The sequence below is a fragment of the Arthrobacter sp. cf158 genome (assembly GCF_900106835.1).
Lineage (GTDB): Bacteria > Actinomycetota > Actinomycetes > Actinomycetales > Micrococcaceae > Arthrobacter.
Genome location: NZ_FNNR01000007.1, coordinates 1 through 16,282, shown reverse-complemented (window position 1 = coordinate 16,282; position 16,282 = coordinate 1). Strand labels below are relative to the sequence as shown.

At 61.0% G+C, this 16,282-nt stretch carries 9 protein-coding genes and 1 rRNA gene; 9 read left to right on the top strand and 1 reads right to left on the bottom strand.

Annotation, left to right across the window (positions count from 1 at the left end; translation table 11 throughout):
* The first annotated feature begins 3 nt into the window (after positions 1-3).
* The 5 genes from BLW08_RS14775 to BLW08_RS14755 all read left to right on the top strand — a co-directional run bounded on the left by BLW08_RS14775 (position 4) and on the right by BLW08_RS14755 (position 5,267).
* On the top strand, positions 4-363 hold the full coding sequence (locus BLW08_RS14775; protein WP_091326041.1) for a barstar family protein: 360 nt from the start codon (positions 4-6) through the stop codon (positions 361-363).
* Positions 364-680: 317 nt separating this feature from the next.
* Positions 681-1,007 (top strand): hypothetical protein, encoded by a 327-nt coding sequence (locus BLW08_RS14770; RefSeq protein ID WP_090824923.1) that lies wholly within the window; start codon positions 681-683, stop codon positions 1,005-1,007.
* A gap of 188 nt (positions 1,008-1,195) precedes the next feature.
* On the top strand, positions 1,196-2,044 hold the full coding sequence (locus tag BLW08_RS14765; RefSeq protein WP_139244907.1) for a hypothetical protein: 849 nt from the start codon (positions 1,196-1,198) through the stop codon (positions 2,042-2,044).
* Positions 2,041-3,252 carry an efflux RND transporter periplasmic adaptor subunit gene (locus tag BLW08_RS14760; RefSeq protein ID WP_091326037.1) on the top strand — a complete coding sequence of 404 codons (1,212 nt, stop codon included), beginning with the start codon at positions 2,041-2,043 and terminating at the stop codon, positions 3,250-3,252. The genes BLW08_RS14765 and BLW08_RS14760 overlap by 4 nt, the downstream gene beginning before the upstream one ends.
* A 104-nt stretch (positions 3,253-3,356) precedes the next feature.
* Complete coding sequence (locus BLW08_RS14755; RefSeq protein ID WP_091326035.1) at positions 3,357-5,267, top strand: ABC transporter ATP-binding protein/permease; 1,911 nt, start codon at positions 3,357-3,359, stop codon at positions 5,265-5,267.
* A 91-nt stretch (positions 5,268-5,358) separates the two neighbouring features.
* On the opposite strand, the gene glgP is transcribed toward BLW08_RS14755, so the two are convergent.
* Complete coding sequence (gene glgP / locus BLW08_RS14750) at positions 5,359-7,983, bottom strand: alpha-glucan family phosphorylase (protein WP_175538719.1); 2,625 nt, start codon at positions 7,981-7,983, stop codon at positions 5,359-5,361.
* 125 nt (positions 7,984-8,108) lie between these two features.
* Here glgP and BLW08_RS14745 point away from each other — a divergent pair, with 125 nt between their 5' ends.
* From BLW08_RS14745 to BLW08_RS14730, 4 genes are all read left to right on the top strand, one after another.
* Positions 8,109-10,193 (top strand): alpha-1,4-glucan--maltose-1-phosphate maltosyltransferase, encoded by a 2,085-nt coding sequence (locus BLW08_RS14745; protein ID WP_175538718.1) that lies wholly within the window; start codon positions 8,109-8,111, stop codon positions 10,191-10,193.
* Positions 10,193-11,989, top strand: coding sequence for a maltose alpha-D-glucosyltransferase (gene treS, locus BLW08_RS14740; protein WP_091326032.1), 1,797 nt, complete (start codon positions 10,193-10,195; stop codon positions 11,987-11,989). Before BLW08_RS14745 ends, treS begins: the two co-directional genes overlap by 1 nt.
* 1 nt (position 11,990) lies before the next feature.
* Entirely contained in the window at positions 11,991-15,644 is a 3,654-nt protein-coding gene (locus tag BLW08_RS14735; protein WP_091326030.1) for a 1,4-alpha-glucan branching enzyme, read from the top strand.
* 486 nt (positions 15,645-16,130) lie between these two features.
* A 16S ribosomal RNA gene (locus tag BLW08_RS14730) occupies positions 16,131-16,282 on the top strand; the annotation flags it as partial.

Below are 16,282 nucleotides of genomic sequence, written 5' to 3'. Positions count from 1 at the left end.
CCCATGAAAATCTATTCCGCAGACACCTGGACCCTGGAGGAACTACAGGAGCAGATGTCCGATATCGGCCGTCGGACCGTGCTGGTCCCGCCGGCAACCACCAAGCAGGCAGTCCTGGAAGTTTTTGGACAAGTCCTCGATTTCCCGGAGTACTACGGGGTGAACCTTGATGCCCTGAACGATTCCCTCCACGATTACGCCGATGCTCTGTCAGAGGACGACGGCAGCCCGGTCACCATGATCTGGCAAGTGCCTGCTGCCTACCGCACAGACCGTTCTTTCGGCGTGGTGTGCGAAATCCTGCAAGACGCCGAGCGCTACGCCGGCCGCGACCTGGCAGTCATCGCAGTCTTCGAGAACTAGTCGCGCCGACTTCGTCCTCAGATGGCAAAGGCCAGACCAGGTATCTGCATTGACAGGTCTGGCGGAGTGCTCAGTCAGTATTCGTTCCAGGTGAGTCGGGACTACCCCCGAGATGCTTAAGTGTTGCATCGCCCCGAATCGTGACGCGACAAATTGTATATTTCTATGACTATTCCGATTATTTCAAAATATTGAAATTAAGGGTGTCGAGCGATACATTTTCGGTGAGGCATTTGTGTGCCTCGTTACTTGCGTACTGGGGAGCGTGCTGAGTTATTTGCTCTCCTCATTGCATCAGCGAATATGAGGATCAAGAAATGAAAAAGCTCACACGGGCGGCTACTGTCGTCGCATTGTCTGCCGCAGCACTCTTTGCCGCAAGCCAGGAAGCGAACGCCAGCATTATGTACGAAAACAATAACTACGGCGGTGGATCCTACGGAGCCGACAACTCGACCTGGATGGGGTCGTTCGACAACAAGACCAGTTCGGTCAAGAACTTCGGCTACTACGTAACCTGGTGGCAGGACGTCAATTACGGTGGTGCCGGCTTTGGAAGCGCTAACGACTACAGCGCTCTGGGCTGGTATGTGCCCTTCCTTGGATCATGGAATGACAACATCAGTAGCTTCCATCGCGGCTAAGCCCAATCTCCTATTCGATAAAAGCAGGCTAAGCGCCACGATACTTTGATCTGCCGATCAAGTACCGGCAGGTCAGAGTTTCTTTTGGCGCGGCGCCTGGTATTCACATGAGGCGCAAGAAATGAGATTGGACGCGGAAAGTGTCGACAATAATTCCTGAACGAGGGTCGCGCTGGACAAGGTTCGTCGTGACATCACTTGCCGCAAGCGCAGCGTTGGCTATTTCATCGTGTTCTGGAGCTGCGGTGAATTCACTGACGCCGGACCCATCCGGAAAAGTGAATCTGGATTACCAGAACTCGATGATCGTGTTCCCGGTTGACGCGTACGGAATTTCTGCCCTTGAGCGCTCTCGTATTCTCCTTGCGAGGGAAGTCGTCATGACAACGTGCATGAAGAGATTTGGCTTCATGGATGATCCGACGACAGCTTATCCCAAGGCCGAAAACCGGAACTTTGGCGTGTGGAACGTCGAGCGAGTGAGAAAGTTCGGCTTCCGGCTCATTGGAGAAGACGCTCAATCGAACCAGAAACATGATGAGGCGGGCGCGTGGGGGGAGGCCAGGTATGAGTGTCTTGCCAGCGAAAAGAGCAAGATCGATGAAATCACTCCGCCTGACGAGCTGATGAACGGCGGCGCTGCAGCTGAGATCGCTTTGAAGAGCCTCAGTCTGGCGTCAGAAACTGAAGCTTGGAACAACGCCAAAGACGACTGGGACACATGCATTTCAGCGGCAGGTTTGACGCCGGGACTGGACCCCGCCAACGCCAAGTGGTCGAGCCAGCAGTCTTTCGACCTTCAGGTGAGGACAGATCAGCAAAACCCGTCGACGTCCGACGCCGCGGAGGGTATCCGAATCGCGACGATTGAGGCCGAATGCAATCAGGCGGTCCGGCTGACCCAAACTCTCGGTGATATTCAAGCAAGTTACCAGTTGCCACTCATCAAGCAGAATGAGGCAGTTCTTACTGAGCTCAAGAAGAAGAGCCAGAAGTACGTGGATGCTGCTGAGAAGTTGCTGAAAGAGACGCAGTGAATGATGACCGGCCCCGGCAGGGAACGGCTACAGCTGTCGGGTTGACGCGACTCTCGCGACGTTGGCTGGTCTTCCTGTTGGCAATTACCGCGGTCTTGTCCGCGGGGGTGGGTCTGCTGGCCGGACGTGTCTTTGACCAATCTGAGATCATTCGGCCCGAGAACTCCATGGCCGAAATCCCCGTCTATGCAACGGTTGAAAATCGTACTGTCGATGACCGGCTTACATACTCCGGCGTCATTAAGGCCGGCCCGACTGTGCCGATCCAGATTGATGAAGAGGGACAAGAACCGATGGTGGTTCGTCAGACGCTCAAGGCGGGGGACACGTTGGAGTGGGGTGACCTTGCCGGTGTAGTTTCCGGCAAGCCCTATTTTGTCCTGCCAGCCCCGCTTCCCTTGTATCGCGATCTCGCCCGAGGTGATGAGGGAGACGACGTCCTGGCTCTGCAACGCGCGCTGATGCAGATTGGATACCTTTCCCACGAATCCGGTCACCTGGACGGCGCAACCATGGAGGCTGCATCGTCATTCTTTGCCAGCGAAGGATTCACCTTGAGCAGCGGGAGAATCCCCTCCGGGCAAATTCAACAAGTCGAACCCGGAGCCACACCGGAGTCCCCGGAAACGGGCGACTCGATATCCCCTGCGGTGTCGATCCCGTTCAGGCAACTGATCGGCCTCCCTGTCGCCCGCGCCACCATCGTCTCAGCGCTGGGCATAGGGCAGAAAGTCACGGACCAAAGCCCCCTCGCCACGGTCCAGACCCAAGAGAACTTCGTAGAGTTTGTCGCAGACGTGGAGCAGGCTGGGTCTCTCAGGGTTGGGCAGGATGTCACCGTCAGGATCGCGGAGAAGCAAGTGCCCGGACGGATAACTGAGGTAGGTCCCTTTACGGATGCGGGGAATGGCCGACGGGCGGGAAATCCCGTGACGGTAGAGCCCACAGCTACAGCCGATCTTGCTCTATTGACTCCCAACCTAAGCGTTACCGTAGCTGGTCAGGGCAGTACGGCACAGGCTCTCGCAGTGCCGCTGTCCGGTATTCGACAGGATGCCGAAGGAACCTACGTTCTGAGTCGCCGGGGAGGCGATGGAGACTCAGGGGACCAGGCAATGCGTGTCCCCATAACCGTCCTTCGGTCAGGGGGCGGATTCGCCGCAGTCTCTGGGGAACTCAGCCAGGGCGACGAGGTCCGGATATCGTGACGATCCCGCGATCGGATCACCTCGCGCGCAGGGCGGAACCTACAGCCACCGGTAACACGTCGGCCATCAGCCTGGAGAGAGTATGGCGCACATATCCAGGTGCCATGTCTCCGGCCTTATCCGACGTCTCCTTGACCATCGGGTCGGGTGAGTTCGTGTCCATTGTGGGCCCTTCAGGCTCAGGTAAGTCGACTCTTTTGAACATCATGGGCTTGTTGGATAGAGCAAGCTCGGGGCGTCTCGCCATTCGTGGGCAGGCAGTCGAGACCGCAGCAGAGCGAAGCCTCGACGCGGTGCGCCTGCACCTGATGGGGTTTGTCTTTCAGTCCTCAAACGTCATTGGTGACTACAGCGTGATGAGCAACGCGGCCATCGGCTTGAGGGTTCAGGGTGTTCCTATGGACCAGCGGGCGTTGGCCGCCCTGGACGCCCTGAAATTCGTTGGGCTGGAACATAAGCGCAGGGTCCAAGCAAAATTTCTGTCGGGCGGCGAACGGCAACGGCTGGCAATAGCACGAGCCATTGCGACGCAGCCGCGGATCATCCTCGCCGACGAACCTACAGGCAATCTTGATTCCGAGAACAGCAGCCGCGTCATTGATTACCTTCGGAAGCTCAACTCCGAAGGTGTCACAGTCATAATCGTCACTCATGATGTGGACGTGGCGAACCAGACCGACCGCCGGATTGAGATCCGGGACGGTCGAATCACGGGTGACGTAAAAACCAAGTCCCCGCCAAGGCCGCAGTTTGAAGTCCCCGCAGTCCCGGAGCCCTTCAAAGCGTCAGGCCAGCAGAAGTGGGGGTCCCGCATCGCGTGTTCCCTGCTGGATGACTGGGGCGATGCGCTTACCGCACTCTCCGCCCGTACCCTCCGAACAATGCTTCTGATCCTCGCCTTTGCGATTGCCATTGGGGGCATGACGGGTGCCCTTGGAATTAGTTCGACAACTTCGAATGCCATCAACAACCGGTTGGCGATTGCGTCACAGGACCGGTTGTCCTTATCCGTCGGAGACGGACCTGCTGTGGTTCGTGACGATTTCGATGGGCTTCGTTCCGGAGTGGATCGGATGACACGCCTCCCTCATGTGGTCGGCGCATCCTATGTGTACTCAGCGGTCCCGGCAGACGTACGCATCACACGAATCGGACCGTCCGATCCCGAGCCCGAAACGCCATTGTCACTCCATTCCTCGTCGAAGAGTTATTTCGAAGACTTCGAAATCCAGCTGATTCCCCAGAACAGCCGCAGTGCCCTCGACGATTCACGAGCGGGTCCCCTCGCCGTAATCTCAACGAAGGCAGCAATTGCGCTCGACATACCGTACAGCAGGATCAACGGGCCTCCGGACGGGTCGAGCATATGGATCGATGACCGGCTGGTCCCGGTTGTTGGCGTCTTCGATCCCGGCCCACAGTTCCCTGAGTACGCTAACTCCGTTTTCGTCGACGCCGGCATCATGCGGGCTGTCCCCAGGTCCGAGCTAAAAATTCAAGTCCGAACCGAAAAGGGCTTCGCCGCAGCGATCGCGCGAGTAGCTCCGCTGGCGTACTCGCCCAGCGACCCAGGGAAGGCAAAGGTGGATGTCACGGCCGATATTCAGTCGATCAGGCAGGGGGTCTCCAACGATCTCGGGTCACTGATCGCGCTGCTGTCGCTGGTCTTGATGATCTTGGCCGTCATCACGGCGGCTTCCGCAATGTACTTGACCGTTCAGAACAGATCGGCGGAGATAGCCCTTCGACGAGCGATTGGCTCAAGTCGATGGCTCATTTGCCGATCCTTCATTCTTGAGGGTCTAATCGTTGGAATCACAGCAGGTTCCCTGGGCGGCATCATCGGAAATGCCACCACGCTGTGTGTCTCGTGGATCCAGGCCTGGCCCCCCGTTTTGCCCCCGGAGCTATGGCTGGTGGGTCTCCTGCTGGGGGCAAGCACCGGCATCGTCAGCGCCATATACCCTGCCTGGGTTGCCAGTCGTCAAGACCCCGCAATCGCAATTCGCGGCTAGCAATCCCCTTCACGTCGCGAGTTAAACGTCGCTGGCCCGCTTTCCCGTCGTTGAGCAATAACGGAAAAGCGGGCCAGCAGCGTTGTACGGACTAGGCGTTCGCGATCAACCCAAGTTCAGCCTTCGACGCCAACGCGCTGTGCTTCGGGAACACGCGCACTGTGTAGCCGAACGAACCGGATCGGTTGATGACCAAGGATCCGTTGAAGAGATGACGGCCGTTGCCGAGGTCCTCAAGGGAGTCCAGTTCCGCCACCACGATGTCCTCAAGCTCGTCCGATTCTTCGGCGCGGCCGAAGGCGACCTCCACGGAGACGTCGTCCGGGGTGAGGCTGTTGAGCGCTACGTAGGCGTTGACTTGGAGGCTGTCGCCCACTTGGGGTTCCTCGGAGACTCCAACGGAGTCCACGTGCTCCACCACCACCTGCGGCCAGGCGTTCCGGACCTTGGTGGTCCAGGCGGCGAGTTCCTTGGCTTCCTTGAACGACTCGGCAACTGCCCTGCGTCCGGAAACGGCTGCCGGGCAGTAGAGGTTGTTGACGTAGTCGTGGAGCATGCGTTCCGCGGAGACTGCCGGGCCGAGGTTGGCCAGGGTGTGCTTGATCATGGAGACCCAGTGGGTGGGCACGGTCTCGCGGCTGGACTCGGAGGGTCCTGCAGCGCCGGCGCCCTGGGCCACCGTGGTTCCGTAGAAGCGCGGGGCCACCTGGGTTTCCAGCAGCTCGTAGAGGGCTGCGGCTTCGATGTCGTCGCGTTCCTCGGCGGAGGCGTTGTTGTTGGCGGTGGGGATGGCCCAGCCGTTTTCGCCGTCGTACATTTCGTCCCACCAGCCGTCCAGGACGGACAGGTTGAGCGAGCCGTTGATGGCTGCCTTCATACCGGAGGTGCCGCAGGCTTCCAGGGGGCGGAGCGGGTTGTTGAGCCAGACGTCGCAGCCCGGGAACAGTGTCCGTGCCATCGCGATGTCGTAGTTGGGCAGGAAGACGATCCTGTGCCGGACTTCGGGGTCGTCGGTGAAGCGGACCAGGTCCTGGATCATCTTCTTGCCTGCGTCATCGGCGGGGTGTGACTTGCCGGCGATGACCAGCTGGATGGGGTGCTTGGGATCCAGCAGCAAGGCCTTCAATCGGGCGGGGTCGCGCAGCATCAGGGTGAGCCGCTTGTAGGTGGGCACACGGCGGGCGAAGCCGATGGTGAGCACGTCCGGGTCCAGCACGGAGTCGGTCCAACCGAGTTCGGCATCGGCTGCGCCGCGCTTCTTCCAGGAGGCCCGGAGCCGGCGTCGAACGTCGTCTATCAGCTGGGCGCGCAGTTCCCGGCGGAGGCTCCACACGTCTTCGTCGCTGACGTTATAGGCGAGGTCCCAGCGGCCGAGTGCTTCGGCTTCTGCACCGAACTGGGTCCGTGCCAGGGAGGAGATGCGCGGGTCAACCCACGTGGGTACGTGGACGCCGTTGGTGACGGAGGTGATGGGGATTTCGGAGTGGTCGAATCCCGGCCAGAGTCCGGCAAACATTTCGCGGGACACTACGCCGTGCAGTTTGGCCACGCCGTTGGCTCGTTGCGCCAGGCGCAGGCCCATCACTGCCATGTTGAAAACGGAAGGGTTGCCGCCGTCGTAGTTTTCGCGGCCGAGTTCCAGAATCCGGTCCGTGGGCACGGCGGGAGCCAGGCCCGATTCGAAGAAGTGCTTGATCTGCACGGTCTCGAAGCGGTCGATGCCGGCGGGTACGGGCGTGTGCGTCGTGAAGACGGTGGAGGCGCGACCGGCGGCGAGGGCTTCGTCCCAGCTGAGGGGGTGCTCGGGATTGGACATGGCTTCCTGGATGCGCTCAATCCCCAGGAAACCGGCGTGGCCCTCATTGGTGTGGAAGACCTCAGGCGCTGGAGTGCCGGTGAGTTCCTGGTAGACGCGCAGGGCCTTGACGCCGCCCATGCCCAGGAGGAGTTCCTGCTGGAGGCGGTGGTCGCCGCCGCCACCGTACAGGCGGTCGGTGATGCCGCGCGCGGCTTCGTCGTTGGAGGGGACGTTGGAGTCCAGCAGCAGCAGCGGAACACGTCCGACGTCGGCACGCCACACGTGCGCGTGAAGCTCGCGGCCGTTGGGCAGCGGCAGGGAGATATGAACGGGCTTGCCGGGCACGCCGTCTTTGGCCGGGTGGCGGAGGAGGGTCAGCGGCAGGCCGTCGGGGTCCAGCACGGGATAGGTTTCCTGCTGCCAGGCGTCCCGGGACAGGGATTGCTTGAAGTAGCCGGCTTGGTACAGGAGTCCGACGCCGATCAGCGGGACGCCAAGGTCCGAAGCGGCCTTGAGGTGGTCGCCGGCCAGGATGCCAAGGCCGCCGGAGTACTGGGGGAGGACTTCGGTGATACCGAATTCCGGTGAGAAGTACGCAATGCAGGCCGGAGCGTCTTCGCCGAGGCCCTGGTACCAGCGCGGTTCGCTGAGGTACCGGTCAAGATCTGCCGCGGCGTGCTGCACACGTTCCACCACATCGGTGTTGTTGGCCAGATCCTGCAGTTGCTCGCGGCTGATCGAGCCCAGAAGAGCTATGGGGTCGTGCTGCGACTCCTCCCAGAGAGCCGGGTTGAGGCTCGCAAAAAGTTCCCGGGTGGGCCGGTGCCAGGACCAGCGCAGATTGGTCGCCAAACGGGCCAAGGGCCGGATGGGCTCGGGGAGGACGGTACGGACTGTAAACCTTCGAATAGCCTTCACGAGCGCCACACTAACTGACTGACATGGCAGTCGGAACTGCTTTGGGTTTCTTTTAGGTAAAAGACATCTTGCGTCGAGGAGAAAGGTCGTGTGCTTAGCATTCTGTGATTTTTGTCGCTAACGTCGTGCTTGTGACGAATACCGCGCGAACCATCACCGCCCTGAAATCCAAGACGAAAACGGACATCACCGACGGACTGCGCTTTGGCCGGTTCCCGATCACGGCCGTCCAGCCCGTGGTTGAAGGTGGCCGTTTCCCGGCGAAGGCCCTGCCGGGGGAGGACCTTGTGGTGGGTGCCACGGTCTTCCGGGAAGGCCATGACCAGCTCGGAGTCTCCGCCGTGCTGCTTGATCCGAGGGGCAGGGAGCGCCAGCGTGTCCGCCTTACCCCTGCAGAGGGTGAGCAGTGGAAGGGCCTGGACCGCTGGGAGGGCTTGATCACGCCGGGCGGCACGGGCGCCTGGTCATTCGTCATCGAAGCGTGGCACGACCGTTACGGCACCTGGCACCACAATGCCGAGGTGAAGGTGGCCGCTGGTATTGACGTCGAATTGATGCTCGCCGAAGGCGCCGCGCTCCTCTCCGGAGCAGCCGACGACGCCGCCCGCACAGGTGCGGACAAGCGCACCTTGCGTGCCGCTTCTGTGGTGCTGGCAGATACAAGCAAGACTGCCGAGGAGCGCCTTGGCGCCGGCTTCAGCCCCGAGGTGCTTGCCGCCGTCGAACGTTTCCCGATCCGTGAGTTGGTGACCGTCTCCGAGCGCTTCCCACTGCAGGTGGAGCGGGACCTCGCCGGACGCGGTTCCTGGTACGAATTCTTCCCGCGCTCCGAAGGCGCCGTACTGGACCACTCAACAGGAGTGTGGACTTCAGGTAATTTCCGGACCGCAGCCAAGAGGCTCGACGCCGTGGCGGACATGGGCTTCGACGTCATCTACTTGCCACCCATCCATCCGATCGGGTTCCAGCACCGCAAGGGACGCAACAACACGTTGACGCCGGGGCCGCAGGACCCGGGTTCGCCGTGGGCCATCGGTTCCAAGGACGGCGGCCACGATGCCATCCACCCGGAACTGGGAACGTTCGAGGATTTCGATGCTTTTGTTGCCCGTGCCGGAGAGCTGGGCCTTGAGGTTGCCCTGGACCTCGCGTTGCAGGCTGCGCCCGACCATCCTTGGGTGACCTCGAACCCCGAGTGGTTCACCACACGCGTGGACGGTTCCATCGCCTATGCGGAAAACCCTCCGAAGAAGTACCAGGACATTTATCCCCTGAACTTTGACAATGATCCGACCGGCCTTTCCAAGGAAATTCTTCGGATCGTGCAGCTGTGGATCAGTCACGGTGTGAAGATTTTCCGCGTGGACAATCCCCACACCAAGCCTGTGTGGTTCTGGGAATGGCTGATCGGCAAGATCAACAAAAAGAACCCCGAGGTTGTTTTCCTCGCGGAAGCCTTCACCCGGCCGCCCATGATGCACGCCCTTGGCCGGGCGGGATTCCAGCAGTCGTACACGTACTTCACGTGGCGGAATACCAAGACCGAACTGGAGAAGTACTTCCTGGAAGTCAGCCACGAAAGCCCTGCGTTCTTCCGGCCTAATTTCTTTGTGAACACCCCGGACATCCTCACCGAATACCTGCAGTTCGGTGGGCCGGCCGCTTTCCGGATCCGCGCCGCGTTGGCCGCGACGGCAAGCCCGTTGTGGGGCGTCTATGCCGGATTTGAGTTGTACGAACACGTTGCCCGGCCGGGTGCCGAGGAGTACATCGACAACGAGAAGTACGAGTACAAGGCGAGGGACTGGGAGGGCGCAGCCGAGTCTGGCCGGACCTTGGCGCCGTACATCACCAGGCTCAACGCCATCCGCAGGAACCACCTGGCGTTGGGTGACCTGCAGAACCTCACCGTGCACCACAGCACGGATGACGCCACGATCGTCTATTCCAAGCACAAGACCTTGCCGGACGGCACCAAGGACACGTTGATCATGGTGGTCAACGTGGATCCGCACAGCACCCGCGAAAGCACAGTGTCCCTGGACCTCGCGGCCTTGGAGCTGGATCCTTCGGACTTCAACGAGGACGGCCGGTTCCGGGTGGACGACCTCATCAGCGGCCAGAGCTGGGAGTGGGGCGAGCACAACTACGTCCGGTTGGATGCCCACGTTGAACCGGCACACATACTGAGCATCCGGAGGCAGCCTTAGTGAGTTTTTCTCCGCAGAATCCCAGCCAGTACTTCACTCCGAAGAACACCTTCGAGTTGAACGCCCCCGGTCTCCAGCATGATCCGCACTGGTACCGCAAGGCAGTCTTCTATGAGGTACTGGTGCGGGCCTTTGCGGATGCCAACGGGGATGGTTCCGGCGACTTCCATGGGTTGATCGACAAACTGGACTACCTGCAGTGGCTGGGCGTGGACTGCCTTTGGTTGCCGCCGTTCTTCCATTCCCCGTTGCGCGATGGCGGTTACGACATCGCGGACTACACCTCGGTGCTGGACGAATTCGGCACCATCAGCGACTTCAAAAGGCTGGTTGCCGAGGCCCACGCACGCGGTGTCCGGGTGATCATCGACCTTCCGTTGAACCACACCTCGGACCAGCATCCCTGGTTCCAGGAGTCCCGCAAGGACCCCACCGGTCCTTACGGGGACTTCTACGTGTGGAGTGATACGGATGAGAAGTATCAGGACGCCCGCATCATCTTCGTGGACACCGAGGAATCCAACTGGACCTTCGATCCCATCCGCCGGCAGTTCTTCTGGCACCGTTTCTTCAGCCACCAGCCGGACCTGAACTTCGAGAATCCCAAGGTCGTTGAGGCCCTCTATGACGTCATCCGGTTCTGGCTGGATCAGGGGATTGATGGTTTCCGGGCTGACGCCATTCCGTACCTGTTCGAAGAAGACGGCACTAACTGCGAGAACCTGCCGGCAACCCATACCTTCCTGCAGGACCTGCGCCGGATGGTGGACGCGAACTATCCCGGCAGGGTGATCATCGCCGAGGCAAACCAGCCGCCCCATGAAGTGGTGGAGTACTTCGGCACCGAAGAGGCCCCCGAATGCCATATGGCGTTCCACTTCCCGATCATGCCGCGGCTCTACTACGCCCTCAGGGACCAGAAGGCCGCGCCAATCATCCAAACCTTGAAGGACACCCCGGAGATTCCCAAGGGTGCCCAGTGGGGGACTTTCCTGCGGAACCATGATGAGCTCACCCTTGAGATGGTTCCTGCCGAGGAGCGTGCTGCCATGCTCGGCTGGTATGCCCCGGACCCGCGCATGCGCGCCAACATCGGGATACGGCGCAGGTTGGCTCCCTTACTGGACAACTCCCGCTCCGAGATCGAGCTCATCAACGCACTGCTGCTTTCCCTGCCGGGTAGTCCGTTCCTGTATTACGGGGACGAGATCGGCATGGGAGACAATATCTGGCTTGATGACCGTGATGCCGTGCGCACGCCCATGCAGTGGAACCCGGATCGCAACGCGGGTTTCTCCGGAGCGGATCCAGGCAAGCTGTACCTTCCGGTGATCCAATCCCTGGTTTACAACTACAGCATGGCCAACGTTGAAGCCGAAGCCGCGCATTCAGGGTCGCTGCTGCGGTGGACCCGGCAGATCCTCAGTGTCCGGAAGAACCACCCCGTGTTTGGCCTGGGCGGCTTCCGGCATATCGAAGCGGACCACGAAGTGGTGCTGGCATACGTCCGCGAACTGCCGGCCGGGAACCCGGAAGGGGAGGACGGCGAAACCATTCTCTGCGTCTTCAACCTCTCACAGCATCCCGTGGCCGCCACCCTTGACCTTCCTGAGTTCGCTGGCCGTGGCTTGCGCGATATTTTTGGCGGCCAGCCTTTCCCGGCCGTCGGGGACAACGGTCACCTGACCGTGATGCTGGGCAGCCACAGCTTCTACTGGCTGCGGGTGCGTTCGGCATTTTCCAATCCCTCATCGCCTTTTACCCAGGCGATTCCAGTGGTGACCTCCAAAGGATGAGATGAGCAAGGAAAACTTGAACCCCTCCATTGAAGGACTTCTCCGGACCTGGCTTCCCGGCAAACGCTGGTTCCCGGTCAAGAGCCCCGACTTTGCGTTGGAGCAGGTGGGCGGTTTCAGCCTCCCGGTCTCCGGTGGCGATCCCGCGTTTGAGGTGGTGTTGCTGGCGGTCACCTACCGGACGGCCGACGGCGGTCCCCGGACTGACGTTGTCCAGGTTCCATTGAGTTACCGGAGCCAACCGCTGGTGGAGGCTCCCGGCGCTTTGGTCGGCGAGCTGACGGATGATTCGGGCCTGCAGCTGGTGTACGACGCCGCCTACGATCCGGACTTCATCACCGCCTGGCTGGGGCTCATGCGCAGCGAAGGTACCGTCGGTGGCGCCCAAGGGCACCTCACGCGTGGCCGCGTCGCCCTCCCGGAAGACCCTACCTCCGTGAAGGTGCTTTCCGGCGAGCAGTCCAACACATCGGTCATCATCGACGACGGTGATTCGGCAGCCATCGTCAAGATTTTCCGTGTGCTGGCACCGGGCAAGAACCCCGAAGTGGAGCTTGGTGCGGCACTGACCGCTGCCGGGACCACCGAGGTTCCCGCGACGCTCGGTTGGATCACAGGCTCATGGGACGTACCGGCGTCGGACGGTTCCGCGGCCGCCACCGGCGAACTGACGGTGGCCCACGAGTTCCTCGTGGGCGGCTTGGATGCCTGGCGCCTGGCTGTTGACGCGGCCGCTTCGGGCAAGGACTTCACCGCTGAGGCCCGCGGGCTCGGGGCCGCCACTGCCACAGTGCACGCCAGGCTCGCGGAAACATTTGGGGTTCTGGACGGCCAAACGCAGGGCCCGGACATCATCGCGACTGTGGCCCGGCGCATGCGCCAGTCGTGGGCTGAGGCGGCCTCCGCCGTCGGACCTTACGACGCCAACCTCGACCACCTGCTGGCGGCCCTGGACCCCCTGGACGTTGGGCAGCTGCAGCGCGTTCATGGCGACCTCCATCTGGGACAGATTCTCAGGGTGCCGGGTGCTGACGGCCAGCCGGGGCGGTGGGCCATCCTGGACTTTGAGGGCGAGCCGCTCCGCACCATTGATGAGCGCAACACACCAGACCTTCCCCTACGTGATGTCACGGGCATGCTCCGTTCCTTTGACTACGCCGCCGGAGCTGCCACGCGCGAGAATTCGGACGTCACCGTGCCTGAAACCTGGGTGGACGATTGCGCGACGGCGTTCCTGGAGGGGTACAGCGAAGTCACCCCGGGAACCATAGACCGCCGCTCGCCGCTCTTTGTGGCATTGTGGCTGGACAAGGCTTTATACGAGGTGGTTTACGAGCTGCGGAACCGGCCTGACTGGCTGGCGATTCCGGTGATGGCATCGCGAAGAATCCTCGACAACACAAGCCGCGGCAAGCATGCGGCAGCTACAGCGGAAGGTAATGACATGACTGGCTCTGCACGCACCGAACGGCCCCGAGTTCCCCTGCACGTGGACTCCGAGACCTTGGAACGCGTGGCAGCGGGCGCTTACCACGCGCCGCACTCCGTCCTCGGCGCACACCTGGACGACCATGGCCACGTCACCATCCGTACTGTGAAGCACCTCGCGAAGTCAGTGGTTGTTGTGACCGAAGCCGGCCGCACCGACATGACCCATGAGTCGCATGGCGTCTGGACCGCGGTCCTGGAACCGCTGCAGGCCGGCCACGTGCCGGACTACCGTTTGGACGTGGTGTACGACGCCGAACCCGTCACCATCGACGACCCCTACCACTACCTGCCTACCGTAGGTGAAGTGGACCTGCACCTGATCGGCGAGGGTCGCCATGAGCGTCTCTGGGATGTGCTGGGGGCGCACGTCCAGCATTACCGCTCCGCACTGAGCGACGTGGACGGTGTCTCGTTCGCCGTGTGGGCGCCGAACGCGCAGGCTGTTCGCGTCAAGGGCGACTTCAATGGATGGGACGGGCGCTCGCACGGAATGCGCTCGCTGGGTTCCTCCGGCGTCTGGGAACTGTTCATTCCGGGCGTTGTAGCAGGGGCGTGCTACAAATACGAGATCCTGACCAAGGCCGGGCACTGGGTAGAGAAGGCTGATCCTCTGGCCTTCGGTACTGAGGTACCGCCGCTGACGGCTTCACGCGTGGTGGATCCCAGCTACAGGTTCAAGGACGCGGAGTGGATGAGTGCCCGTGCACAAAGGGATCCGCACAACTCGCCCATGAGCGTCTACGAAGTCCACTTGGGCTCGTGGCGTCTGGGGCTTGGCTACAAGGAGCTGGCCAAGGAACTGGTGGAGTACGTCAAGTGGCTTGGCTTCTCGCACGTGGAGTTCATGCCGGTTGCAGAGCACCCCTTCGGTGGGTCATGGGGCTACCAGGTGACCTCCTACTTCGCGCCGACGTCGCGGTTCGGTCACCCGGATGAGTTCCGGTTCCTGGTGGACTCGCTGCACCAGGCCGGAATCGGCGTCCTCCTGGACTGGGTACCCGCACACTTCCCCAAGGATTCCTGGGCGCTGGCGCAGTTTGATGGCCAGCCGCTGTACGAGCACTCGGATCCCGCGCTGGGAGAACACCCGGACTGGGGAACCCTCATCTTCGACTTCGGCCGCAGCGAGGTCCGGAACTTCCTGGTGGCCAATGCACTGTACTGGCTTGAGGAATTCCACATCGATGGCCTGCGCGTGGACGCTGTGGCCTCGATGATTTACCTGGACTACTCCCGTGAAGAAGGGCAGTGGAGGCCCAACAAGTTCGGCGGCCGCGAGAACCTCGAAGCCATTTCCTTCATGCAGGAAGTCAACGCCACGGTGTACAAGTCCCACCCGGGTGCCATCATCATTGCCGAGGAATCCACCGCTTTCCCTGGCGTCACGGCTCCCACCAACCACGGCGGGCTCGGCTTCGGCCTGAAGTGGAACATGGGCTGGATGCATGACTCCCTGAAGTACATCTCCGAGGATCCCATCAACCGCAAGTGGCACCACGGCACCATTACGTTCTCCCTGGTCTACGCCTTCACTGAGAACTTCCTGCTGCCCATCAGCCACGACGAAGTAGTTCACGGCAAAGGCTCCATGCTGCGGAAGATGCCCGGTGACCGGTGGCAGCAACTGGCCAACCTGCGTGCCTTCTTCGCCTACCAGTGGGCGCATCCGGGCAAGCAGCTCATCTTCATGGGCACTGAATTCGGCCAGGAAGCGGAATGGTCCGAACAGTACGGACTGGACTGGTTCCTTGCCGATATCCCTGCTCACCGGGGACTCCAGTTGCTGATCAAGGACCTGAACCAGGTGTATTCGTCCACGCCGGCCCTCTATGAACGCGACAACGAGGCCGGTGGTTTCCAATGGATCAACGGCGGGGACGCCGATCACAACGTCCTCACGTTTATCCGCTGGGATCACCAAGGCAAGCCGTTGGTGTGCGCAGTGAACTTCTCCGGCGGTCCCCACAAGGACTACATCCTGGGTGTTCCGGCAGCGGGGGACTGGGTGGAGGTGCTGAATACCGACTCAGAAAGCTACGGCGGCTCGGGAGTGGTCAACGCCGGAACCTTGAAGGCTGCCGCTCCAGGGACAGATGGTCAGCCGGCCGTCCTGACCGTAACGCTTCCGCCGCTCGGAGCTTCCTGGTTCGCGCCGGCTGAGTAACAGCCGGGGTTAGGAGGGTCTGAAGGCTTGCTCTTCAGGCCCTCTTCCCTTTGTTTTCGGGGTTTTTGCTCGGCGTAGAGGGTGTGTCGTTCACCGGTTTTGCCATCCCGGGGAAGTAGGGGTATAGTTAGTACCCGCGCTGCTCCACGAGTAGAGATCGCAAGCTGACAAGATACCGCAAGGAAAAATCAAGTCAAGCATGCCGATTTGACTCGAAGGAAGCTAGCCGGTAAGTTTGAAAAGTTGCTCCGGAGCGATCCAGCGAAGGCTGGTGGTACTGCTTCGGAATAGTGACCTGTTGTTTGAGAACTCAATAGTGTGCCAAGTTTGTTGATACCGATTGTTTTTTGATTGGTTGAAATTATGGCCGGATTGTCGCGCACCCCCGTGTGTGGTGGTCTGGTTTTCAGCTGGTTTCGAATTTTGTGCAGCCGTGTTCGCCGTTATTTCCGGTGGGTGTGGTTGTGTCTGTTTGATTTGTTTTTTTCAACGGAGAGTTTGATCCTGGCTCAGGATGAACGCTGGCGGCGTGCTTAACACATGCAAGTCGAACGATGATGCCCAGCTTGCTGGGTGGATTAGTGGCGAACGGGTGAGTAACACGTGAGTAACCTGCCCTTGACTCTGGGATAAGCCTG